The following is a 23,062-nucleotide window of genomic DNA, read 5'->3' as shown; positions in this document are numbered from 1 at the left end:
GTCGGGGAGGGGGCGGCGTCGATAGACTTGCCCGGTGACCTCGCACGCCTCCGCCCAGCCCAACTCCGCCCCCGCCACCGGCCAGGACGTGCCGTTCCGCTACACGGCCGACCTCGCGCGCGAGATCGAGCTCCGGTGGCAGGACGAGTGGGTGGAGCGCGGCACGTTCTTCGCGGCGAACCCCACGGGGGCGCTGACCGACGGTGACGGAGCGCCGGCCCGCGCGGGCGCCCGCCCGTTCTTCGTCATGGACATGTTCCCGTACCCCTCGGGCGCGGGCCTGCACGTCGGGCACCCGCTGGGCTACATCGCGACCGACGTCGTCGCGCGGTTCCGCCGGATGCAGGGCGACAACGTCCTGCACGCCCTGGGCTACGACGCGTTCGGGCTGCCCGCCGAGCAGTACGCGGTGCAGACGGGGCAGCACCCGCGCACGACCACCGAGGCGAACATCGAGATCATGGCGCGCCAGCTCAGGCGCCTGGGCGTCGCGCACGACCCGCGCCGCTCGTTCGCCACGATCGACCCGGACTACGTGCGCTGGACGCAGTGGATCTTCCTGCAGATCTTCGAGTCCTGGTACGACGAGGACGCCGTGCGCCCGGACGGCGGGACGGGCGCGGCCCGGCCGATCTCGACCCTGGTCGCCGCGTACGAGGCGGGCCGCGCGCTGCCCGAGGGGCTGGACGGCGTGCCGGAGGGCGCGACGTGGGCCGACCTGGACGAGGTGCAGCGCCGCCGCGTCGTGGACTCCCAGCGCCTGGCGTACGTGTCCGAGACGCCCGTGAACTGGTGCCCGGGCCTGGGCACCGTGCTGGCGAACGAGGAGGTCACCTCCGAGGGCCGGTCCGAGCGCGGCAACTTCCCGGTCTTCCAGCGCACGCTGCGGCAGTGGAACATGCGGATCACCGCGTACGCGGACCGCCTGGCGGACGACCTGTCGCTGATCGACTGGCCGGAGAAGGTCACCGCGATGCAGCGGAACTGGATCGGCCGGTCCGAGGGTGCGCACGTCGACTTCGAGGTCACCGACGCCGACGAGCCGCTGACCGTGTTCACCACCCGCCCCGACACGCTGTTCGGCGCGACCTACGTGGTGCTGGCGCCGGAGCACCCGCTGGTCGACGCGATCGTCGCGGAGGCCGAGCCGGCGTGGGACGAGGACGTGCCGGAGGCCTGGCGCGGGGGCGCCGCCTCGCCCGCCGATGCCGTCGCCGCCTACCGCCGCGAGGCCGCCGCCAAGACCGCCGTCGAGCGGCAGGCCGACGCCGGCCGCAAGACCGGCGTGTTCACCGGCGGGTACGCCCTGAACCCGGTGAACGGCGCCCAGCTGCCCGTGTTCATCGCCGACTACGTCCTCATGGGCTACGGCACCGGCGCGATCATGGCCGTGCCCGGCGGTGACACCCGCGACTTCGCGTTCGCCGAGGCGTTCGGCCTGCCGGTCGTCCACACCGTGCAGCCGCCCCAGGGCCACGAGGGCGCCTGGACCGGCGACGGCGCGATCATCAACTCGTCGAACGACGAGATCAGCCTGGACGGCCTGTCCGTCGCCGAGGCCAAGGCGCGGATCGTCGACTGGCTGGCCGAGCGCGGCGCCGGGTCCCGCACGACCACCTACCGGCTGCGCGACTGGCTGTTCAGCCGCCAGCGGTACTGGGGCGAGCCGTTCCCCATCGTCTACGACGAGAACGACCTGCCGATCGCGATCCCGGAGCAGTCGCTGCCCGTCGACCTGCCGGACGTGCCGGACTACGCGCCGCGCACGTTCGACCCCGACGACGCGGACTCCTCGCCGGAGGCGCCGCTGAGCCGCAACGACGACTGGGTGAACGTCACGCTGGACCTGGGCGACGGCCCGAAGGTCTACCGCCGCGACACCAACACGATGCCGAACTGGGCCGGCTCGTGCTGGTACTACCTGCACTACCTGGACCCCCAGCACGCGACCGACCAGGTCGTCGACCCGGTGCTCGAGCAGTACTGGATGGGCCCGGGCCACAACCCCGGCGACACCCACGGCGCGGGCGGGGTCGACCTCTACGTCGGCGGCGTCGAGCACGCCGTGCTGCACCTGCTGTACGCCCGGTTCTGGCACAAGGTGCTGTACGACCTGGGGCACGTGTCCAGCCGCGAGCCGTTCTACAAGCTGTTCAACCAGGGCTACATCCAGGCGTACGCGTACACCGACTCCCGCGGGGTGTACGTCCCGGCGGCCGAGGTGGTCGAGGACGAGTCGGTCGCCTCCGGGTTCAGCTGGAACGGCGAGGAGGTCCACCGCGAGTACGGCAAGATCGGCAAGTCGCTGAAGAACGCCGTGTCCCCGGACGAGATGTACGCCGAGTACGGCGCGGACACCCTGCGCGTCTACGAGATGTCGATGGGTCCGCTCGACCTGTCCCGTCCCTGGGAGACCCGCGCGGTCGTGGGGGCGCAGCGGTTCCTGCAGCGCGTCTGGCGCAACGTCGTCTCCGAGGAGACGGGCGAGGTCACCGTGGTCGACGCGGAGCCGTCGGTCGAGACCCTGCGCGTGCTGCACCGCACCATCGCCGAGGTCCGCGAGGACATGGCCGGCATGCGGATCAACACCGCGATCGCCAAGCTCATCGTCCTCAACAACCACCTGACGTCGCTGGCCGCCGTGCCGCGCTCGGTCGCCGAGCAGCTGGTGCTGATGACCGCGCCCGTCGCCCCGCACCTGGCCGAGGAGCTGTGGTCCCGCCTGGGCCACGAGCGCTCGCTGGCGCACGAGCCGTTCCCGGTCGTCGACCCGCAGTACCTGGTCGAGGACACCGTCACCTGCGTGTTCCAGGTGCAGGGCAAGGTCCGCGGGCGCGCCGAGGTGAGCCCGGACGCCGACGAGGCCACGCTGCGGGAGCTGGCCCTCGCCGACCCGGGCGTCCAGCGCGCCCTGGCCGGCCGTGACGTGCGCACCGTGATCGTGCGGGCGCCCAAGCTCGTCAACGTGGTCCCGGCCTGACGGTGCCCCGCGACGCCGGCGGCCCGCCGGACAGCCGGGAGGACGTCGCAGCAGCCACGTCCTCCCGGTCGTCACGCCGGCTGCTGCCGGCGGCCCGGGCGGCGCTGCCGGGGACGTGGACGGCGCGGATCGCCCGCCTGCTCCGGCGGGACGTCACCGCACCCGACGTCGTCGCCGGTGCGGGGCCCGACGGTCGCCCGGTGCCGCCGCGCGTCGCCGTCGTGACCGACTCCACCTCCTGCCTCACCGCCGCGGACGCCGAGGAGTGGGGGATCATGGTCGTGCCGCTCGACGTCGCCGCGGACGGTGAGCGCTACCGCGACGGGGTCGACCTGGGGCCGGGCGACCTCGCGGCGCTGCTCACCGCGGGCCGCCGGATCACGACCTCGCAGCCGCCCCCCGCCGCGTTCGCCCTGGCCTACGAGGCCGCCGCGGCGCACGGGGCCGTCGAGGTCGTCTCGGTGCACCTGTCGGGCGAGCTGTCGGGAACCGTGCGGGCGGCCGGCCTCGCGGCGCAGCTGGCCCCGCTGCCGGTGCACGTCGTGGACTCCCGCTCCGCCGGCATGGGCCTCGGGTTCGCGGCGCAGGCCGCCGCCGAGGCGGCGCGCGGGGACGCCTGGGGCGGACAGCCCGACGGGGCCGCCGTCGCGGCCGTGGCCGAGCAGGTCGCGCTGTCGACGGCCGCCTGGTTCGTCGTGGACTCGCTCGACCACCTGCGCCGGGGCGGCCGCCTGTCCGGAGCCGCCGCGGCGTTCGGGACGGTGCTCGGCCTGCGTCCCGTGCTGACCTTGCGCGACGGCGTGATCGAGGTGGCCGAGCGGGTGCGGACCCGGCGTGCGGCCCGGGACCGGCTCCACGACCTCGTGGTGGCCGAGGCACGGCGTCGCGGACCGGGCGTGCGGCTCGCGGTCCAGCACCTCGGGCGCGCGGACGACGCGGCGGCGCTCGCGGCACGCGTCGGTGCGACGCTCGGCACGGCGGACGTCGTCGTCCGGGAGGTGGGTGCGGTGCTCGGCGGGCACCTCGGCGTGGGGGCGATGGCGGTGACGGTCACCGACCGCTGACGCCGGGCGACGCGGCGGCGGCACGGCACCGGGTCCTCCCCAGACGACTCGCTCGTGCGTGGTCCCCAGGCATGCGCACCCGGGAAGGCTACGCGGCGGCAGGGCTCCTACCGTCGCGGGCATGACCTGGTACGACGGCGGACCCGCCCCCGAGCCCGCGTCCCGGCGCGCTCGGGGACGGCACGTCGCCGCGGGAGGTGACACCGCGCGCCCGGGACGTCTGCCGGCCGGGTGGTCGGGCACGGAGACGGAGACCGCAGATGGGGACCGGGCGGTCCGGGAGCCGGCGGACCCGGATGGGGCGACCCTGGGTGTGGCGTCCTCGGGTGTGGTGTCCTCGGGTGCGATCTCCTCGGGTGTGGCAGCCCCGGGTGCGATGTCCTCGCGTGCGGCGGCCTCGGCGACTCCGGGTGCAGCGACCCCAGGTGCGGCGGCCTCGGGTGCGGCAACCCTTGGTGTGGCGGCCTCAGGTGCGGCTGCCCCTGGTGTGGCGGTCCCGGGTGCGGCCGTCGGGTGGTCGGCGTCCTGGGCGTCCGCAGCGGACGAGGTCGAGACGTGGCAACGCGACGGCAGGAGCGTCCTCGGCGCCGTCCGCTGGTGGGTGACCCCGCGGGTGGCGGTCGCCGCCGTCCTCGTCCTCGCGCTGGTCGGGGGAGCGGTCGCGCTGCGGGTCGCCGCGGCGCCCAGCGCGCCCGCCGTGGTCCTGCCCGAGCCGTCCGCCACGGGACCGGCGCCGACCGCGACCGACCCGTCGGACGCCGACGCGGTGGTGTGGGTGCACGTCGTCGGTCAGGTGGCCGCTCCCGGCCTCGTGGAGCTGCCCCCGGGATCGCGCGTCGCGGACGCCGTCGCCGCCGCGGGCGGGGCACTGCCGGACGCGGACCTCGCGGTCGTCAACCTCGCCGCCCTCGTCGTGGACGGTGCCCAGGTGAGGGTGCCTGCACCCGGCGAACCGGCGGTGCCCGCGGACGGGACGGCCGCGGGCACCGGTCCGGTGTCGGGGGCGGCGCCCTCCGGGCAGGGGCCCGGAGGGCAGGTCGACCTCAACACGGCGACCGCGGCGGAGCTCGAGGCGCTGCCGGGCATCGGTCCGGTGCTGGCGGAGCGGATCGTGTCCTGGCGCGGTGAGCACGGGGCGTTCGCGGACGTCGACTCGCTCGAGGACGTCCCGGGGATCGGCCCGGCGCTGCTCGCCGGGCTGCGCGACCAGGCGCGGGTCTGACGTGGCGAGGGCGACGTCGGCTCCCGACCGTGCCGAGGCAGGCGACACCGCTGCGGCGACCGGCCCGGGCCCGGGAGCGGAACGGACCGACCTGCGGCTGGTCCCCGCCGCCGGAGCCGTCTGGGCGGTGGCGCTCCTCGCCGTGGCACGACCTGCGGCGGAGCTCGCCGCCGCGGGAGCCGTGTGCGCGGTGCTCGCGCTGGGGCTGGTGGCGTCGGCGTGCGGGTGCTCGGGCGCCCGGCGTGGTCGCGCTACCGGGACGGCGTCGATCGGCGGGGCACGTACGTGCGACCAGGGGTGGCGTGCCGGTCGCGGGCAGGCGGTCCTCGTCCTCGGCACGGTCGGCGTCCTGCTCCTCACGACCGCCGTCCAGGTCCGCGCCCGCGAGGCCGGGGGCCTGCGTGACCTCGCCGAGCTGCGCGCGTCCGTCCGGATCACGGGCGTCGTCCGGACGACGCCGATGCCGGTCGGGGGTCCGTCCGACGACGGCGGAGAGCGCGGCGACGGCGGTGGCCGGGCGCCTCCGGGGCGGGTCCGGCTGCTGCTCGCGGTGACGGAGGTGGCGGTGGGCGCCGGACGACCGGGCCGCGACGGACCACCCGGTGACCACACGGTGCGGACCCGCGCCGCCGTGGAGCTCGTCGCGCCGGGCCCGGCCGCGGGGTTGCGCTACGGCACCGTCGTGACCGTGCCCGTGCGCCTCGCGCCGGCCCGTCACGCGGCGGACCGTGCGGTCGCCCGGGCGCACGCGACCGCCGCCCCGCAGGCCGGCGGTGGTCCTCCGGGCCTGCTCGTCGTCACCGAGCGGCTCCGGGCCGGTCTCGGCGAGCTGTCCGCCGGGCTCCCCGGGGACGCCGGGCGGTTGCTGCCCGCCGTCGCGGTCGGCGACACGCGCGGCGTCGGCGACCTGGAGCAGGCGATGCGCGACTCGGGGCTGGCGCACCTGACGGCGGTCTCCGGGGCGCACTTCTCGCTGCTCGGCGCGCTGGTCCTGGGGATCGCGGCGCGGCTGCGCATCCCGCGGTGCTGGCGGTGGGTGCCGACCGCTGTCGTGATGGCGGGGTTCGTCGCTCTCGTGCACCCGGGCGCCAGCGTGGTGCGCGCGGCCGTCATGGGAGGCGTCGGGCTGCTCGGCCTGGCCGTCGGGCGACCGTCGCGGACGGTCCCGGCGCTGGCGTGCGCGGTCGTCGTGCTGCTCGTCGTCGACCCCTGGCTCGGCCGGGACCTCGGCTTCGTGCTGTCGGTCGTCGCGACCGCAGGCATCGCCGTGCTGGCCGGACCGATCGCCCGCCGGTGGCAGGACGCGGGCGCCCGGGGCGGACGGCGCGGCCCTCCGGCCTGGTGGGTGCTGGCGTGCGCGGTGCCCGTCGCCGCCCAGGCGGTCTGCGCGCCGGTTGTCCTGCTGCTCTCCCCGCAGGTGCCGGTCTACTCCGTGCCCGCGAACCTCCTCGCCGCGCCCGCGGTCGCGCCGGCCACCGTGGGCGGCCTGGTCGCGGCCCTGCTCGGGCCCTGGTGGCCGGGCGGCGCGGCCTGGGCCGCCGGGGTCGCCGGGGCGGCCTGCTGGTGGATCGCCGGTGTGGCACGGACGGCGGCCGGCCTGCCCGGGGCGCTCGTGACGTGGGCCGGTGGACCGGTCGGCGTCCTGCTGCTGGCAGCGGCGTCGGCCGCGTCGGTGGTGCTGGTCCTGCGCTGTCGGCGGCGCGTGGCACCCTAGGCACGTGCCACCCGCGTCGACCTCCGCCCCGCGCCGTCCCTCCCGCGGCGGAGCCCGGTCGTCCGCCCCCGCGGGCGTCGCGTGGGACGAGGTGGGGCTCGCGCCGGTCGTGCTGGTCTCCGGTGCGGAGGAGCTGCTCGCGGACCGCGCGGTGGAGCGCCTCGTCGCCCTCGCCCGGGAGCAGGCCCCGGACGTCGAGGTGACGCGCGTCGACGGCGCGGCGTACACCGCAGGCGAGCTGACGCTCGCGACCAGCCCGTCGCTGTTCGCCGAGGACCGCGTCGTGGTCGTGGAGAACGTGGAGAAGGCGACCGACGACCTGGTCCTCGACGCGACGGCGTACGTCGCCGCCCCGCAGACGGACGTCGTGCTCGTGCTGCGGCACGGCGGTGGTCAGCGCGGCAAGCGGCTGCTCGACGCCGTCCGCGCGGCCGGGCACCCGGTGGCGACGTGCGAGCCGCTCAAGAAGGACGCCGACAAGGTCGCGTTCGTCACCCAGGAGCTCCGGCGCGCGCGCCGTCGCATGGAGCCGCGCGCCGTGCGCGCGCTCGTCGACGCGGTCGGCAGCGACCTGCGCGAGCTCGCGGCGGCGTGCAGCCAGCTGGTCGCGGACACCACGGGCGTGATCAGCGTCGAGGTCGTCGAGCGCTACTACGCCGGGCGCATCGAGGCCACGGGCTTCCGGGTCGCCGACGCCGCCGTCGAGGGGTCCTCCGGCGAGGCCGTCGCGCTGCTCCGGCACGCGTTCGCCACCGGCGTCGACCCGGTCCCGCTCGTCGCCGCGCTCGCCGCCCGTCTCCGCGTGCTCGCCAAGGTCTCGGCGGTGCGGGGGCGCGGTGCCGGCGCGGAGCGCGAGCTCGGACTGGCGCCCTGGCAGCTCGACCGATCGCGCCGGGAGCTCGCCCGCTGGACCCCGGAGGGCCTGGCGCAGGCCATCACCGCGGTGGCGCAGGCGGACGCCGAGGTCAAGGGCGCCGGCCGGGACCCGCACTTCGCCGTCGAGCGGGCCGTGCTCCGGATCGCGGCGGCCGTGCGGCGCTGAGCCCGTCGGCCCTCGGTCAGCCGCCCGGGCAGTGGGGCGCGCGACGGCTACGAGGCCTGCGACGGCCTAGAGGTACCGGCCGATCGAGTCGTGGTCGGGCCCGAGCAGGGGAGCGGACGACCGGTCGAGCAGCAGGCTGCGCTCGAGCAGGTTGCCCTGGTACAGGTCGAAGCCGAGGCGGCGACCGGCGCGCAGCTCCTCCGACGACTCGACGAACTCCGCGACGAGCAGCGCCCCGTGGGAGCGGGCCAGGTCCACGACGGGCTCACCCTCGACGTCGAGGTCGCGCGCGTCGATCTTCACGAAGTCGGCCTGGGGGAGCAGGGCCCGCTGGTCGGGGCGCGACACGAACCCGGCGAGGGCCACGCGGAAGCCCTGCTCGCGCAGGTGCCGCACGCCCCGCAGCACGTCGCCGTCGATGCGGGTGCCCGCGGCGATCTCGACGACGAGCCGGTCGGGCCGGGCGGGCAGGTGCAGGTCTCCCACGAGGAACGCCCGGGGGCACCGGACGAACAGCCAGCGGCCGTGCCCCACCTCGTCGACGTCCGCGCGCCCGAAGGTGGCGCGCAGGACGGCGCTGGTGGCCCGCTCGTGCTGGAGCTCCGACCAGGCCGCGGCGTCGACGGACGTGGCGCCCGGGGCCCGGAAGCCGAGCTCGTAGCCGAAGGGGTGCAGGCGCGGGGAGAAGATGCCCTGGCGGCCGACGACGACCTGCTCACCGGCGAGCCGGCGGTCCCACTCGCGGCGCAGCGCGTCCGGGATCGCTGCATCGATCTCGGCGGCGAGCCGCCGCTCCGCCTCGCCCTGTCCCCTGGTCATGCGCTCTATGACATCACAGTCGCTCCGGCATGACACGGGCGAAATCCTCCGACCGGCGCAGTTGCCCCGGAATCTCCCGTCACAGAGCGCGACAATTCACCCATTTGGGCGGACCTCCGGCGAATCCCTGGAAGAGGTGGTGCCGGTGCCCGTCCATCAGTCATGATCGACGTGACAGAGAGTCAACGTTCTGTGACAGGAGAGACCCATGCGCACCTCGATCAAGGCCCTCGCGACCGCCGCCCTCGCTCTCACCCTCACGCTCGGCGCCTCGGGCGTCGCCAACGCCGGCGGCGGCTTCACGATCCAGAGCGGTGCGACGGGCTGCTGCCGCATCATCGCCTGATCGCCCACGGTGCCGTCCCGGCCCGCTCCGCTGGCTCTCGGTGCGCGGAGCGGGCCGGTTCCGTGTCGGCGGCTCCCGGATCGGCGGACGGGTGACGTGCTCGCCCCCGGACCACGTCATAGGTACAGTGACACGCATGACGACCATTGCTGACCGCGTCCGCCAGGCGCGGTTGGCCGCTGGGCTCTCCCAGACGGCCCTCGCAGGTGACGCGCTCTCGCCGAGCTACATCTCGCTGATCGAGTCCGGCCGCCGGGAGCCGACCGACGCCGCGCTCGGGATCATCGCCGAGCGGCTCGGCTCGACCATCGAGTACCTCAAGCACGGCGACGAGGGACCGGCGGAGGCCCGCGCGCGGCTCGCCCTGGACTACGCGCGACTGGACCTGGTGTCCGGCGAGGCGACGTCCGCCCGCGACCGGATCATCGCGCTCGACCTCGAGGCGGTCTCGCGCCAGGTCCGCGTCGACGCGCGGCTCGCCCTCGCACAGGCCTACGAGATGCTCGGCGACCTCGAGTCCGCCGTCGGCGTCCTCGAGCCGCTGCTGAGCCAGGCACGGTCCGAGGGGCACCACCTCGACGCCGCCTCGGCCGCGACCGCCCTCGTCGCCTCCTACGTGGAGGCCGGCGACCTCGGGCGCGCGATCGAGCTCGGCGACCGCCAGCTCGCGGAGCTCGAGGAGGCCGGGCTCACCGGCACCGACGAGCACCTCCGGCTCGGGTCGACGACGCTGTGGGCGTACGTCGAGCGCGGCGACCTGCTCTACGCGACGCACCGCGCTGCCGAGCTGATCCGCCAGGCGGAGTCGCTCGGCACGCCGCGCGGTCGCGGCTCCGTGTACTGGAACGCCGCGCTGGTGGCCGAGCAGCGCCACGACTACGCGCTCGCGAAGCGCTACACGGAGCGCGCCCTCGCGCTGCTCGGCGAGGGGGAGGTCAGCCGTGACATCCCGCGTCTGCGCCTCAACTACGCGTGGCTGCTGCTGCGCAGCGACCCGGCCGAGCCGGCGATGGCCCTCGAGCAGCTCGAGCGCGCGGCGCCGGAGCTCGCGGTCTCGGGCTCCGAGGTCGAGATGTCCCGCCTGGACGTCGAGCGGTCCCGGGCGCACCTCATGCAGGGCGACCCGGTCGCGGCCGAGGGCTACGCCCGTGCCGCCCTCGAGCGGCTCGGCGACCAGCCCCGGCTCGAGAGCAGTGCCGCGCAGCTCGCGCTCGGCGACGCGCTGCACGCCCGCGGGGAGGTGCCGGCGGCGTCCCGCGCGTACCGCTGGGCGGCCGACATGCTCGGCATGATGTCTGCGTCCCGGCAGTCCGCGGCCGTCTGGCGGGAGCTGGGCGACCGGTTCCTCGGGCACGGGGACGTCACGGGCGCGGCGCAGGCGTTCGACCGGGCGCTGCGCGAGGCAGGGTTCCGGCCCGCGGTCCCCGCGGTGCTCTGGGAGGCGTGGAGCGCGGTGGCGCAGGACTGACCACCGCGTTCCCCACGGGGCGGCCGCGACGGTCGTCCCCCCACAGAGGGCGTCACCCCGCAGGGGGGGTGACGCCCTCGGGCGTCTGCGGACGCTCGCCGTCGACCGCCCGCGACCGCGCCGGCCGGGAGTCCCGAGGTCGCCCTCGCCGAGTGGTCGTTCGGATCCGTTCGCGCGGACCCGCCGGGCGTGTCGGCGCCTTCGGATCCGAACGGCGCGCGGGAGGCCGGGAGACGGAGGGCGAGGCGGCACGACGGAGGGCGCCACCCCTCAGGGGTGGCGCCCTCCGGTCAGGACTGCGGGCGCGTCAGAGCGTGTTGACGGCCTTGGCCAGCGCGGACTTCTTGTTCGCGGCCTGGTTGGCGTGGATGACGCCCTTCGAGACGGCCTTGTCGAGCTTCTTCGACGCGGCGACGAGCGCGACACCGGCCGCGTCCTTGTCGCCGCCGGCGACGGCCTCGCGCACGCGGCGCACGTATGTCTTCAGCTCGGACTTGACGGCCTTGTTGCGCAGGCGCGCCTTCTCGTTGGTGCGGATCCGCTTGATCTGGGACTTGATGTTGGCCACGGTGTGGTCTCTCTCGTGTGTTCGCCGGAGCGAAAGGAACAGGTCGTAGAGGGCGCGTCCAGCTCCGGGACTGGGGCGTGGGGACACCCGCGGAGAGGCGCTGGACGAGTGCCCGCCGACCCGGGCGGACACGCGACTGACGATTCTAGCAGGCCCGTGACGTCGCCGTTCCGCGCCGGACACACGCCCGTGACACGCGCGGGCCACGATCGCCCGATGGCGGACCTGTTCGACGCGTACCCCACCGGGGGCCCGGCCTGGGACGAGATGCTCGCGCCCCCCGACCCGTCGTCGGGCTCGACCGCCCCGGTGCCCCGGGCGCCCTACCGCCGGGTGCACGCCGCCCTGGCCGGGCAGAGCCCGCTGGACCTGCGGGCGCGGGCGGAGGCGCTCGCGCGCTCGTACCTGGCGCAGGGCGTGACGTTCGACTTCGCGGGGGAGGAGCGCCCGTTCCCGCTCGACGTGGTGCCGCGGGTGGTCGACGGGCCGGAGTGGGACCACGTCGCGTCGGGCGTCGCCCAGCGGGTGCGCGCGCTCGAGGCGTTCCTGGCCGACGTGTACGGGCCGCAGCGGGCGGTCGCGGACGGGGTGGTGCCGCAGGGGCTCGTCGTGTCCTCGACGCACTTCCACCGGGAGGTCGCCGGCATCACGCCCGCGAACGGGGTCCGCGTGCACATGTCCGGCATCGACCTGGTGCGCGACGCCGCGGGCACGTTCCGGGTGCTGGAGGACAACGTCCGGGTCCCGAGCGGCGTGTCCTACGTGCTGTCGAACCGGCGCGCGATGGCGCAGAGCTTCCCGGAGCTGTTCGCGGCCCTGCGCGTGCGCCCGGTGCAGGACTACCCGCGCCGGCTGCTCGCCGCCCTCACCGCCGCGGCCCCGGACGGGGTCGACGACCCGACGGTCGTGGTGCTGACGCCGGGCGTGTACAACTCCGCGTACTTCGAGCACGCCCTGCTGGCCCGCACGATGGGGGTGGAGCTCGTCGAGGGGCGGGACCTGTTCTGCGCGGGCGGGCGGGTGTGGATGCGCACGACGCACGGCCGCCGGCGCGTCGACGTCATCTACCGGCGCGTGGACGACGAGTTCCTGGACCCGGTGGTGTTCCGCTCGGACTCGGTGCTCGGCAGCCCGGGGATGGTGAGCTGCGCGCGCGCCGGGACGGTCACGATCGCGAACGCGATCGGCAACGGGGTGGCGGACGACAAGCTCGTCTACACGTACGTGCCGGCGCTCATCCGGTACTACCTCGGCGAGGAGCCGGTGCTGCCGAACGTCGACACGTGGCGCCTGGAGGAGCCCGAGGCGCTGGCGGAGGTGCTGGACCGCCTGCACGAGCTGGTGGTGAAGCCCGTCGACGGGTCGGGCGGCAAGGGGCTGGTCGTCGGGCCGCAGGCGTCCCGGGCGGAGCTCGGCGCCCTGCGGGACCGGCTGCGGCAGGACCCGCGCGGCTGGATCGCCCAGCCGGTGATCCAGCTGTCCACGGTGCCGACGCTCGTGGAGGACGGCCTGCGTCCCCGGCACGTCGACCTGCGGCCGTTCGCGGTGAACGACGGCGAGCAGGTGTGGGTGCTGCCCGGCGGGCTGACGCGCGTCGCGCTGCCGGAGGGGCAGCTGGTCGTCAACTCCTCCCAGGGCGGCGGGTCCAAGGACACGTGGGTGCTGGGCGCCGCCGTGCCGCACCGGGGTGCGCCGCGGGTCGTGCCGCGGACCGTGGCCGTGGCGGCCGCGGTCCCGATCGACGCGAACCCCAGCGACGCCGGGCCGCACGCCGAGCAGCAGCAGCAACAGCAGCAGCAGGAGCAGGAGCCCGGGGGTGGTGCGCCGTGCTGAGCCGGATCGCCGAGTCGCTGTTCTGGATCGGCCGCTACGTCGAGCGCGCGGACGACACCGCGCGGCTGCTCGACGTGCACGTGCAGAGCCTGCTCGAGGACCCGTGGGCGGAGGAGGACCTGGCGTGCCGGTCGCTGCTGTCGGTGATGGACCGGCCGGTGCCGCCGCCGGAGGTGCACGTGGGCCGGCAGCAGGTGCTGGAGGTCCTGGCGTACGACCGGGTGGCCCCGTCGTCGATCGTCGGCTCGCTGGCCGCCGCCCGTGAGAACGCCCGCCGCGCGCGCGAGATCGTGTCGACCGAGCTGTGGGAGTGCCTGAACTCGGCGTGGAACCAGCTGCCGGCGCAGCTGCGCCCGACGCGTCCGCACGACTACTTCACGTGGGTGCGGGAGCGGGCCGCGATCGTCGCGGGGCTGACGGACTCGGCGACGTCGCGGGACGACACGTGGCGGTTCATGGTGCTCGGCCGGTCGATCGAGCGGGCGGACATGACCGCCCGCCTGGTCACGACGCAGGCGCTCGCCGGGTCCGGCGGGCCGGGCTGGACCACCCTGCTGCGGTCCTGCGGCGCGCACGAGGCGTTCCTGCGGACGTACCGCGGCACGGACTCCGCGGAGCGGGCGGCGGCGTTCCTGCTGCTGGACCGGACGTTCCCGCGGTCCATCGTCTACGCGCTCGGGCAGGCCGAGGAGTGCCTGACCGCGCTGGAGCCGACGCTCGCGCCCGCCGGGGCGGTGGAGGCGATCCGCCACCTCGGGCACGCCCGCACGAGCCTGGAGTACCGCCCGCTGACGGAGGTGCTGGAGGCCCTGCCGGCGGAGATGGAGCGGGTGCAGCGCGCGTGCGCCGCCGCGAGCGACGCGATCCGCCGCCGGTACTTCCCGTCCGGGAGCGTCACCACCTGGGTGGGGGAGGTCGTCTGATGGGCACGAGCACGCTGCACGTGGTGCACACCACCGCGTTCCGGTACACGGGCGCCGTGACCGCGTCGTACAACGAGGCCCGGATGACGCCGCTGCCGCAGCCGGGCCAGCGGGTGCTCGACGCGCGGCTCGACGTGCAGCCGCACACCTGGGCGCACGAGTACCGCGACTACTGGGGCACGGCGGTGACGGCGTTCGAGGTGCTGGCGCCCCACGAGTCGCTCGTCGTGACGGCCGAGAGCCGCGTGGAGGTCACCGCCCCGCCCGCCCCGCGCTCGGCCGGCGACTGGGCCGTGCTGCGCGACCCGGCGCTGCGGGACCGGCTGGCCGAGTTCCTGGCCGACACCCCGACGACGCGCGCGCCGGAGGAGGTCGTGGAGCTCGCCGCGACCACCGCGGGTGCGCTCCCGCCCGCGGACGCCGCGCTCGCCGTGAGCCACGCCGTGCGGGACGCGCTGGAGTACGTGCCCGGCGTGACGGCCGTGCACACGCCCGCGGCCGACGCGTGGGCCGCCCGCACCGGCGTGTGCCAGGACATGGCGCACCTGGTGACCGGCGCGCTGCGGAGCATCGGGATCCCCGCGCGGTACGTCTCGGGGTACCTGAACCCGCTGCGGGACGGCGAGCCGGGTCGCACCGTCGTGGGGGAGTCGCACGCCTGGGTCGAGTGGTGGACCGGGGAGTGGACGGCGTTCGACCCGACGAACCGGGTGCCGGCGGGGGAGCAGCACGTGGTGCTCGGGCGCGGGCGGTGCTACGACGACGTCCCGCCCCTGCGGGGGATCTTCGCCGGGGCGGGCACGCAGTCGCTGGAGGTGGAGGTGCGGATCACCCGGGAGGCGTGAGCCGCGCGCCGGCCGCGCCCGGCCCGGGCGTCCGCGCCGTCAGGGCGTCAGGGGCCGCGCGAGCGCCTCGTCGAGCGCCGCGCGGTCGCCCCCGACCGTCAGCGCCGGGTCGTCCGCCGTGGTGCGGCCCCACAGGAGCAGCGCCAGCACGCGGGCCGGCCCCGCGAGCGTCACGGGCGCGGGCGACGGCGCGTCGGCCGCGTCGGCCGCGCCCGCAGCGCCCGCAGCGCCCACAGCACCCGCCGCACCCGCAGCCCCGCCGAGCACCCACGACCGCCCCGCGTCCACCGCCACGAGCGCCACGGGCGCGTCGAGCGCCGGCATCCGCCCGAGCCGCACCTGCCGCGGCGTCATGACCGTCACCACCTCGTCCACCGTGTCCGCCCACAGCGCGGGGTCGTCGAGCGGGTGCGGCACCCCCGCGGCGCCCGCGAGGTCGTGGAGGTGCACGAGCGTCTCGTGGAGCTGGCGCCGGTGCCAGAACGCCGCGACGCCCGGGCCGTCGAGCGTGAGCGCCGGCGCGTCGGCCGGCAGCGTGCGCAGGGTGTCCAGCAGCGCGGCGGCCTGCTCCCGGTAGGACGCCCGCACGGCCGCCGGCTCGCGCGCCGCCCCGGCGGGCTCGTCGCCCTCGTCGTCGACCCCGCGCGCCATCCCCGCCGCCCAGCGGTGCACGCCGGCCAGGTGCAGGCCGAGCTCGGTCACGGTCCACGGGGCGCAGGCGGGCACGGGTGCGCCCGGGTCGGCGTCGGCGAGCAGCCGGGCGAACGCGTCCTGCGCGGCGGCGAGGGCGTCCAGCAGGGGCGTGGCGCGGGGCGCGGGCGCCCCGGCTCGGGTCTCGCTCGTCGGCATGGGACCATGGTGGCAGTCCGACCCTGCGAAACCGAGGGAGCACGTGTCCCCGATCCCGAGCGCCGAGCTGTCCCGGCGCATCACCCCCGCGGCGACCCCGCCCGAGCTGCTGCGCAACTTCTGCATCATCGCGCACATCGACCACGGCAAGTCGACGCTCGCCGACCGCATGCTGCAGCTCACGGGCGTCGTCGAGGCGCGCGCGATGCGGGCCCAGTACCTCGACCGCATGGACATCGAGCGCGAGCGCGGCATCACCATCAAGTCGCAGGCCGTGCGGATGCCGTGGCAGCTCGGTGACACCCCGTACGCGCTCAACATGATCGACACGCCGGGCCACGTGGACTTCACCTACGAGGTGTCCCGGTCGCTCGCGGCGTGCGAGGGCGCGGTGCTGCTGGTGGACGCCGCGCAGGGCATCGAGGCGCAGACGCTCGCGAACCTGTACCTGGCGATGGAGAACGACCTCCAGATCATCCCGGTGCTGAACAAGATCGACCTGCCGGCCGCGCAGCCGGAGAAGTACGCCGAGGAGCTCGCGGGGCTCATCGGCGGCGACCCGGCGGACTGCCTCCGGGTGTCAGGCAAGACGGGCGAGGGCGTCGAGGCGCTGCTGGACCGGATCGTCGAGCTGGTCCCGGCCCCGACGGGCGACCCCGGTGCCCCGGCGCGGGCGATGATCTTCGACTCGGTGTACGACACCTACCGCGGCGTCGTGACGTACGTGCGGGTGAAGGACGGCAACCTCAACCCGCGCGAGCGCATCGCGATGATGTCGACCAAGGCCACGCACGAGCTGCTCGAGATCGGCGTGATCTCCCCGGAGCCCGTCCCGACGCAGGGCCTGGGCGTCGGCGAGGTCGGCTACCTCATCACCGGCGTGAAGGACGTCCGCCAGTCGAAGGTGGGCGACACCGTCACCAACGCGGGCAAGCCGGCCACGGTCCCGATCGGCGGGTACTCCGACCCGAAGCCGATGGTGTTCTCGGGCCTGTACCCGATCGACGGCTCGGACTACCCGGCCCTGCGCGACGCGCTCGACAAGCTCAAGCTCAACGACGCCGCCCTGAACTACGAGCCGGAGACCTCGGTCGCCCTCGGGTTCGGGTTCCGGGTCGGGTTCCTCGGCCTGCTGCACCTCGAGATCATCCGGGAGCGGCTGGAGCGCGAGTTCGGTCTCGACCTCATCTCGACGGCGCCCAACGTGGTGTACGAGGTGACGATGGAGGACCGCACCGTCGTCACCGTCACGAACCCGAGCGAGTTCCCGGGCGGCAAGATCCGCGAGGTCCGCGAGCCGGTCGTGAAGTCGACGATCCTCGCGCCGAGCGAGTTCATCGGCGCGATCATGGAGCTCTGCCAGGGCAAGCGCGGCGACCTGCAGGGCATGGACTACCTGTCCGAGGACCGCGTGGAGATGCGGTACACCCTGCCCCTCGCGGAGATCGTGTTCGACTTCTTCGACCAGCTGAAGTCGCGCACGCGCGGGTACGCGAGCCTCGACTACGAGCCGCTGGGCGACCAGGTCGCGGACCTCGTCAAGGTCGACATCCTGCTGCAGGGCGAGCAGGTGGACGCGTTCAGCGCGATCGTCCACAAGGACAAGGCGTACGCGTACGGCGTGATGATGGCGTCGAAGCTCAAGGACCTCATCCCGCGCCAGCAGTTCGAGGTGCCGATCCAGGCGGCCGTCGGCTCGCGCGTGATCGCCCGCGAGACCATCCGCGCCATCCGCAAGGACGTCCTCGCGAAGTGCTACGGCGGTGACATCACCCGCAAGCGGAAGCTGCTGGAGAAGCAGAAGGAGGGCAAGAAGCGCATGAAGACGATCGGCCGGGTCGACGTGCCGCAGGAGGCCTTCATCGCCGCGCTGTCGTCCGACGCGGGCGGCGGCAAGGACGCCAAGGACGCGAAGAAGAAGTGAGCCCGGCGCTCCCGGACGGCGACGCCGCCCCGGACGACGGCGCGCTGCCGGCCTCGGTGGCCGACGGGGCGGCCGGGCGGGCGTTCGGGGTGTACCTGCACGTGCCGTTCTGCACGGTGCGGTGCGGCTACTGCGACTTCAACACGTACACCGCGACCGAGCTGGGCGGCGGGGCGAGCCAGGTGGCGTACGCCGACACCGCGCTGGCGGAGGTCGCGCTCGGAGCCCGGGTGCTGCGCGACGCGGGCCTGCCCGAGCGCCCCGTGTCGACGGTCTTCGTCGGCGGCGGCACCCCGACGGTCCTGCCGCCGGGCGACCTGGTGCGCATGCTCGACGGGGTGCGCGACGCGTGGGGCCTCGCGCCCGGTGCCGAGGTCACGACGGAGGCCAACCCCGACTCCGTGACGCCGGAGTCGCTGGCGGCCCTGGCGCGCGGGGGCTTCACGCGGGTGTCGTTCGGCATGCAGTCGGCCGTGCCGCACGTGCTCGCCACGCTGGACCGCACGCACGACCCGAGACGGATCCCGGACGTCGTGCGGTGGGCGCGCGACGCGGGGCTGGCGGTGTCGCTCGACCTCATCTACGGCACGCCGGGCGAGTCCCTCGACGACTGGCGCGCGTCCGTCGAGGCGGCGCTCGCGACGGGTGTCGACCACGTCTCCGCGTACGCGCTGGTCGTCGAGCAGGGCACCCGGATGGCCGTGCAGGTGCGCCGCGGGGAGCTGTCCCTGCCCGACGAGGACGACCAGGCCGCCAAGTACGAGCTCGCGGACGACCTGCTCACCGGGGCGGGTCTGCGGTGGTACGAGGTCAGCAACTGGGCGCGCACGCCGGACGACGCGTGCCGGCACAACCTGGCGTACTGGCGCAACGACGACTGGTGGGGCGTCGGCCCCGGCGCCCACAGCCACGTCGGCGGCGTCCGGTGGTGGAACGTCAAGCACCCGCGGGCCTACGACGCGCGGCTCGCGGCGGGCCTCAGCCCGGCGGCCGGGCGCGAGGTGGTCGAGGACGCGTCGGCGCGCCTGGAGCGGGTGATGCTCGGCGTCCGGCTCGGCGAGGGGCTGCCCCTCGACGCGCTGTCGGCCCGCGCCCGCGCGGCGGTCGGGACCCTCGTGGCCGACGGCCTCGTCGACGGGCGCGCGGCGCTGGGCCGGGGCGACCGACCCGGCGCCCGCGTCGTGCTCACCCGCAGGGGGCGGCTGCTCGCGGACGCCGTGGTGCGGACGCTGACCGACTGAGCCGGCTCAGCTCACGAACCGGATGTTCACCGGGTAGCGGTACCACTCGTACCGGCTCGCGGCGACGGCCGCCAGGATCTGCAGGACGAGCTGCCCGACCGCCACCAGCAGCAGCAGCGGCGTCCCGAAGCCGAGCGTGACGAGCGCGATCACGCCCGCGGCGACGTAGGCGACGAGCAGGGTGAGCTGGAAGTTCAGCGACTCCTTGGCCTGGTTCTCCAGGTACGGGCCGCGGCCGCGGAACACCAGCCAGATCACGAGCGGCGCGAGGAACCAGGCCACCAGCCCGCCCAGGTGCGCGACGATCGCCCAGGTGCGCTCCTCGTCGGGACGCAGCGGCTGCGGTCCGGCGGGCGGGTACGGCGGGGGGTACGACACGGTGGCGCTCCCGGGAGGTCGGCGACGGGTCGTGGCGAGGCTACCCGCCGGAGGTGGCGCCGTGTCCGAGCTGTCCGATTCGCACCCGTCCGGCCGCGTTCCTTGACACGCGACCTGCGGCTTCGGTTCGCTGTCGCGACGGACGAGCGACGTCCGGACCAGGAGGACTCCGATGACCGAGAACCCCGGCACGAACCCGCCGCGCGACGACGAGCCGTCGACGCCTGACGCCCCGACCCCGCCGAGCACACCGGAGCCGCCTGTCGCGGAGCCGCCGTCGGCACCGCCCGCCGGTGCGCCGGGCGGGCCCACCCCGCCTGCCGCGCCGCCGGTCCCGCCGACCGCGCCCCCGACGGCCGCCGGCGCCCCGGCGCGTACCCGCCGCCGCCCGCCGGTGCGCCCGGCTACCCGCCCGCCGGGGGGTACGGCGCCCCCGCCGGCGGCTACCCGCCGCCTCCCGGGGGCTACCCGCCGCCGCCGGCCGCCGGCTACGGCCAGCCCGGCCAGGACCCCTACGGCCAGCAGCCCGGCTACGGCCAGCCCGCCTACGGCCAGCCCGGCGCCGGCGTGACGGTCGGCGACTCGTTCAACTGGGGCTGGACCAAGTTCACGCAGAACTGGGGCCCGTTCGTGCTCGGCGTCCTCGTGTACGTCGTCGTCATCGGCATCGTCGCGGCGGTGCTGTTCGCGATCCTCGGGGCGGGCACCGCGGCGTCGATCGACCCGGTCACGGGCGAGCTGCGCACGGGCGGCGCCGTGGGGCTCGGCTTCGGCTGGCTCCTGGTCCTGGCGGTCGTCGTGCTGCTGTCGGCGTTCCTCCAGGCGGGCGTGATCCGCGCGTCGCTGGAGGTCGCGAACGGCCGCCGCATCGAGTTCGGCACGTTCTTCCGGTTCGACGACCTGGGCAAGGTCGTCGTCGCGGTCCTGCTCGTCGGCGTGGGCACGGCGATCGGCACCCTGCTGTTCGTCCTGCCGGGCATCGTGTTCGCGTTCTTCGCGCAGTTCACGCTGTTCTTCGTGCTCGACAAGGGCATGGCGCCGGTGGACGCCCTCAAGGCCAGCTTCACGCTGGTGAACCGCAACCTCGGCACCGTCGTGCTGCTGTACCTGGGCGTGCTCGCGGCCAACGCGGTCGGCAGCTTCCTGTGCTACGTCGGCCAGCTGGTGTCGTTCCCGTTCGGGCTGCTGGCGACGACGTACGTGTACCGCCGGGCGCAGGGCGACCCCGTCGCCCCCTGACCCCGGCCGCACGCGGCTCCGCACCGACCGGCGCCGTCCCCACCCGGGGGCGGCGCCGGTCGGGCGTTCAGGGGGCGGTCACGAAGTCGATCAGCTCCTCGACCCGCCCCAGCAGCGACGGCTCGAGGTCCGCGTAGCTCCGGACGCCGCGCAGGATGCGCTGCCAGGCGCGCGCCACGTCGGCCTGCTCGTCCGCCGGCCAGCCCAGCTCGCGCAGGATGCCGCGCTTCCACTCGGTGCCGCGCTCGATGGTCGGCCACGCGCGCAGGCCGACCCGCTCGGGGCGCACGGCCTGCCACACGTCGACGTACGGGTGGCCGAGCACCAGGACGGTGCCGCGCGGCGCGACCCGCAGGGCCTCGTCGGCGATCCGCTGCTCCTTGGACCCCGGCACCAGGTGGTCGACCAGGACGCCGACGCGGCGGGACGGCTCGGGCCGGAACTCCCGCAGCGCGTCGACCAGGTGGTCCACGCCGTCGAGCAGCTCCACGACGACGCCCTCGGCGCGCAGGTCGTCACCCCAGACCTTCTCCACCAGCTCCGCGTCGTGCTTCCCCTCCACCCAGATGCGGCTGCCCACGGCGACGCGGGCGCGCTGGTCGGGGGCGGCGATCGAGCCGGAGGCGGTGCGGCGCGGACCGGTGGGCGCGGCGGCGCGCGGCGCGACGAGCTCGACGGGGCGCCCGTCGACCCAGAACCCGGGGCCGAGCCGGAACGTGCGGGTGCGGCCCCGGCGGTCCTCCAGGACGACGACGTGCTCCCCGCCGGACTTCTCGACCCGGACGACCGCCCCGACCCAGCCGGTGGTGACCTCCTCGACGACCAGGCCGCGCTCGGCGGGGGTGGGGACGGAGGTCGGGCGGCGGTGCGCGCGGGCCGACCCGGCGGCCAGCACGTCGGGTCCGTAGCGGTCGGTCACCGCGGCAGCCTAGGTGCCGACCGCGCGGGCCCGTGGTACGACACGACGGTGACGTCCACCCCGCACCCGCCTCCGGACCCGCAGCGCCCGGCCCCGCAGCCGCCCACCGCCCGGTCGCCGGAGGCCCCGGAGCCCGGCCCGCGCGCGCCGGCACGGCAGGAGCCCGACCCGCACCGCTGGCGGGCGCTCGGCGTCTGCCTGGCGATCGGCTTCATCACGATGCTCGACGTCTCGATCGTCAACGTCGCGCTGCCGTCCATCGAGCGCAGCCTCGACGCGGGCGCGAGCCAGCTCCAGCTCATCGTCGCCGGGTACACCCTGGCGTTCGGGCTGGTGCTGGTGCCGGCGGGCCGGCTCGGGGACGCCCGGGGCCGGCGCACGCTGTTCCTCGTGGGGCTCACCGGCTTCGCGCTGACCAGCCTCGGGGCGGGTCTGGCGCCGTCGGACGAGGTGCTCGCGGCGATGCGCCTGCTGCAGGGCGCGAGCGCGGGCCTGCTGAACCCGCAGGTGGTCGGCACGATCCAGCAGCTGTTCTCGGGGTACGAGCGCGGCCGGGCGTTCGGGTACTTCGGCGCGACGATCGGGGTGTCGACGGCCCTCGGCCCGCTGCTGGGCGGGCTGATCATCCAGGCGTTCGGGGCCGAGCACGGCTGGCGGTGGGTGTTCTTCGTGAACGTCCCCGTGATCGCGGTGGTGCTGCCGCTGGCCGTGCGGTTCCTGCCGCGCGGCCGCCCCGGGCCGTCGGCCGCGTCCGCGCGCTCGGGCCGCCCGCGCCTGGACGTGCCGGGCCTGGCGCTGGTCGCGGTGACCACGACGGCCGTGATGGTGCCGTTCGTCATCACCACGGGCGAGGGCGGCGACGACCCGGCGCGCTGGTGGTGGCTCGCGGTGGCGGCGGTGCTGGCCGTGGCCACGGTCGCGTGGGAGCGCGGGTACCAGCGGCGGACCGGCGCGGCCGTCCTCGACCCGCGGGTGCTGGGGGAGCCGTCGTTCCGCAACGGCGCGCTGCTCGGCATGGCGTACTTCGCCGGGTTCACGGCCGTGTTCCTCGTCACCACGCTGTACCTCCAGCAGATCGCGGGGTTCACGCCGCTGCAGGCCGGGCTGGTGGGCATGCCGTTCGCGATCGCGTCGGCCGTCGCGGCGCAGCAGTCGGGCCGCCTGGTCGCGACGCGGGGGCGGGCGCTGGTGGTCGTGGGGCTGGTGCTCGTGCTCACGGGCCTCGTCGGCACCGACCTGGCGATCCGCCTGGTGGACCCGCCGGCGGTCGGGCTCGTGGTCGCCGGGACGCAGATGGTCGCGGGCGCCGGCAGCGGCCTGGTCATCTCCCCGAACCAGACGCTCACGCTCGCGCGCGTCCCGCTGGACCGGGCGGGCGTCGCGGGCAGCATGCTGCAGGTCGGGCAGCGGGTGGGCTCCGCGCTCGGCGTGGCCGTCGCGCTGTCGACCTACTACACGGCGCTGGCCGCGGGCGTCGAGGGCGGCGTGGCCGCCGGCCGGGCGCTGCTCGTCACGGTGGCGCTCGTCGCGGTGGCCCTCGTGGTCGGCGTGGTGGACCTGGTCGCGCGGCGCCGCGACCCGGCCGCGACCGGCGGGACGTCGGGGCCCGGGGCCGTGGTCGCGGGCGGCAGGGCACCTGCCCGTGCGGCCGAGTAGAATTGGCACTCGCGTCGGGTGAGTGCCATCCC

The 23,062-nt window shown here is 75.7% G+C and carries 19 protein-coding genes; 14 read left to right on the top strand and 5 right to left on the bottom strand.

The window, feature by feature from the left end; translation table 11 throughout:
- Positions 1-34: 34 nt before the first annotated feature.
- The 5 genes from leuS (at position 35) to holA (ending at position 8,022) form a co-directional block, all read left to right on the top strand.
- Positions 35-2,980 (top strand): leucine--tRNA ligase, encoded by a 2,946-nt coding sequence (gene leuS / locus P9841_RS04410; RefSeq protein ID WP_283320876.1) that lies wholly within the window; start codon positions 35-37, stop codon positions 2,978-2,980.
- A gap of 2 nt (positions 2,981-2,982) precedes the next feature.
- The gene (locus tag P9841_RS04405) at positions 2,983-4,044 is read left to right on the top strand and encodes a DegV family protein (protein ID WP_283320875.1); all 1,062 of its coding nucleotides are present in this window, start codon (positions 2,983-2,985) and stop codon (positions 4,042-4,044) included.
- A 487-nt stretch (positions 4,045-4,531) separates the two neighbouring features.
- On the top strand, positions 4,532-5,266 hold the full coding sequence (locus P9841_RS04400) for a ComEA family DNA-binding protein (RefSeq protein WP_283320874.1): 735 nt from the start codon (positions 4,532-4,534) through the stop codon (positions 5,264-5,266).
- Positions 5,267-5,408: 142 nt separating this feature from the next.
- A complete protein-coding gene (locus P9841_RS04395) occupies positions 5,409-6,980 on the top strand; it encodes a ComEC/Rec2 family competence protein (RefSeq protein WP_283320873.1) in 1,572 nt (523 codons plus the stop codon).
- A 4-nt stretch (positions 6,981-6,984) separates the two neighbouring features.
- Entirely contained in the window at positions 6,985-8,022 is a 1,038-nt protein-coding gene (gene holA, locus P9841_RS04390; protein ID WP_502848451.1) for a DNA polymerase III subunit delta, read from the top strand.
- Positions 8,023-8,088: 66 nt separating this feature from the next.
- Here holA and P9841_RS04385 read toward each other — a convergent pair whose 3' ends face one another.
- Positions 8,089-8,841, bottom strand: a complete 753-nt coding sequence (locus tag P9841_RS04385; RefSeq protein WP_283320872.1) for an EAL domain-containing protein — start codon at positions 8,839-8,841, stop codon at positions 8,089-8,091.
- Between the two features lie 208 nt (positions 8,842-9,049).
- Here P9841_RS04385 and P9841_RS04380 point away from each other — a divergent pair, with 208 nt between their 5' ends.
- Both P9841_RS04380 and P9841_RS04375 read left to right on the top strand, forming a co-directional pair.
- Positions 9,050-9,187 carry a hypothetical protein gene (locus P9841_RS04380; protein WP_283320871.1) on the top strand — a complete coding sequence of 46 codons (138 nt, stop codon included), beginning with the start codon at positions 9,050-9,052 and terminating at the stop codon, positions 9,185-9,187.
- 136 nt (positions 9,188-9,323) lie between these two features.
- Positions 9,324-10,655, top strand: coding sequence for a helix-turn-helix domain-containing protein (locus tag P9841_RS04375; protein WP_283320870.1), 1,332 nt, complete (start codon positions 9,324-9,326; stop codon positions 10,653-10,655).
- Positions 10,656-10,962: 307 nt separating this feature from the next.
- On the opposite strand, the gene rpsT is transcribed toward P9841_RS04375, so the two are convergent.
- Positions 10,963-11,223, bottom strand: coding sequence for a 30S ribosomal protein S20 (rpsT, locus tag P9841_RS04370; protein ID WP_283320869.1), 261 nt, complete (start codon positions 11,221-11,223; stop codon positions 10,963-10,965).
- A 216-nt stretch (positions 11,224-11,439) separates the two neighbouring features.
- Here rpsT and P9841_RS04365 point away from each other — a divergent pair, with 216 nt between their 5' ends.
- From P9841_RS04365 to P9841_RS04355, 3 genes are read left to right on the top strand one after another with little or no spacing between them, the layout of a single operon-like run.
- The gene (locus P9841_RS04365; RefSeq protein WP_283320868.1) at positions 11,440-13,056 is read left to right on the top strand and encodes a circularly permuted type 2 ATP-grasp protein; all 1,617 of its coding nucleotides are present in this window, start codon (positions 11,440-11,442) and stop codon (positions 13,054-13,056) included.
- Positions 13,050-13,979: an alpha-E domain-containing protein gene (locus P9841_RS04360; RefSeq protein WP_283320867.1), complete on the top strand. Its 930-nt coding sequence runs from the start codon at positions 13,050-13,052 to the stop codon at positions 13,977-13,979. The genes P9841_RS04365 and P9841_RS04360 overlap by 7 nt, the downstream gene beginning before the upstream one ends.
- The gene (locus P9841_RS04355) at positions 13,979-14,824 is read left to right on the top strand and encodes a transglutaminase family protein (protein ID WP_283320866.1); all 846 of its coding nucleotides are present in this window, start codon (positions 13,979-13,981) and stop codon (positions 14,822-14,824) included. The genes P9841_RS04360 and P9841_RS04355 overlap by 1 nt, the downstream gene beginning before the upstream one ends.
- 39 nt (positions 14,825-14,863) lie before the next feature.
- Here the strand turns inward: P9841_RS04355 and P9841_RS04350 are convergent, their stop codons facing one another.
- Entirely contained in the window at positions 14,864-15,673 is an 810-nt protein-coding gene (locus tag P9841_RS04350) for a maleylpyruvate isomerase N-terminal domain-containing protein (protein WP_283320865.1), read from the bottom strand.
- Between the two features lie 43 nt (positions 15,674-15,716).
- Between P9841_RS04350 and lepA the strand changes: the two genes are divergently transcribed.
- Positions 15,717-17,597, top strand: coding sequence for a translation elongation factor 4 (lepA, locus tag P9841_RS04345; RefSeq protein WP_283320864.1), 1,881 nt, complete (start codon positions 15,717-15,719; stop codon positions 17,595-17,597).
- Positions 17,594-18,838, top strand: coding sequence for a radical SAM family heme chaperone HemW (gene hemW / locus P9841_RS04340; protein ID WP_283320863.1), 1,245 nt, complete (start codon positions 17,594-17,596; stop codon positions 18,836-18,838). Before lepA ends, hemW begins: the two co-directional genes overlap by 4 nt.
- A gap of 6 nt (positions 18,839-18,844) precedes the next feature.
- On the opposite strand, the gene P9841_RS04335 is transcribed toward hemW, so the two are convergent.
- A complete protein-coding gene (locus tag P9841_RS04335; protein ID WP_283320862.1) occupies positions 18,845-19,216 on the bottom strand; it encodes a DUF4870 domain-containing protein in 372 nt (123 codons plus the stop codon).
- Positions 19,217-19,783: 567 nt separating this feature from the next.
- Here P9841_RS04335 and P9841_RS04330 point away from each other — a divergent pair.
- Positions 19,784-20,455 (top strand): hypothetical protein, encoded by a 672-nt coding sequence (locus P9841_RS04330; protein ID WP_283320861.1) that lies wholly within the window; start codon positions 19,784-19,786, stop codon positions 20,453-20,455.
- A gap of 67 nt (positions 20,456-20,522) precedes the next feature.
- Here the strand turns inward: P9841_RS04330 and P9841_RS04325 are convergent, their stop codons facing one another.
- Entirely contained in the window at positions 20,523-21,374 is an 852-nt protein-coding gene (locus P9841_RS04325) for a DUF3097 domain-containing protein (RefSeq protein WP_283320860.1), read from the bottom strand.
- Between the two features lie 48 nt (positions 21,375-21,422).
- Between P9841_RS04325 and P9841_RS04320 the strand changes: the two genes are divergently transcribed.
- A complete protein-coding gene (locus tag P9841_RS04320) occupies positions 21,423-23,030 on the top strand; it encodes an MFS transporter (protein ID WP_283320859.1) in 1,608 nt (535 codons plus the stop codon).
- Positions 23,031-23,062: the final 32 nt, after the last annotated feature.

It is taken from the genome of Cellulomonas sp. ES6 (assembly GCF_030053835.1).
In the GTDB taxonomy this organism is placed as follows: domain Bacteria; phylum Actinomycetota; class Actinomycetes; order Actinomycetales; family Cellulomonadaceae; genus Cellulomonas.
Note: the sequence above shows the minus strand (reverse complement) of the source record. Positions and strands in the feature narration are given on the sequence as shown.

What these genes read in the sequence shown, in the direction of transcription:
- P9841_RS04355 (WP_283320866.1), top strand. Translation starts at nt 13,979, where the DNA reads ATGGGCACGAGCACGCTGCACGTGGTGCACACCACCGCGTTCCGGTAC.
- P9841_RS04350 (WP_283320865.1), bottom strand. Translation starts at nt 15,673, where the DNA reads ATGCCGACGAGCGAGACCCGAGCCGGGGCGCCCGCGCCCCGCGCCACG.
- P9841_RS04385 (WP_283320872.1), bottom strand. Translation starts at nt 8,841, where the DNA reads ATGACCAGGGGACAGGGCGAGGCGGAGCGGCGGCTCGCCGCCGAGATC.
- P9841_RS04365 (WP_283320868.1), top strand. Translation starts at nt 11,440, where the DNA reads ATGGCGGACCTGTTCGACGCGTACCCCACCGGGGGCCCGGCCTGGGAC.
- P9841_RS04380 (WP_283320871.1), top strand. Translation starts at nt 9,050, where the DNA reads ATGCGCACCTCGATCAAGGCCCTCGCGACCGCCGCCCTCGCTCTCACC.
- P9841_RS04375 (WP_283320870.1), top strand. Translation starts at nt 9,324, where the DNA reads ATGACGACCATTGCTGACCGCGTCCGCCAGGCGCGGTTGGCCGCTGGG.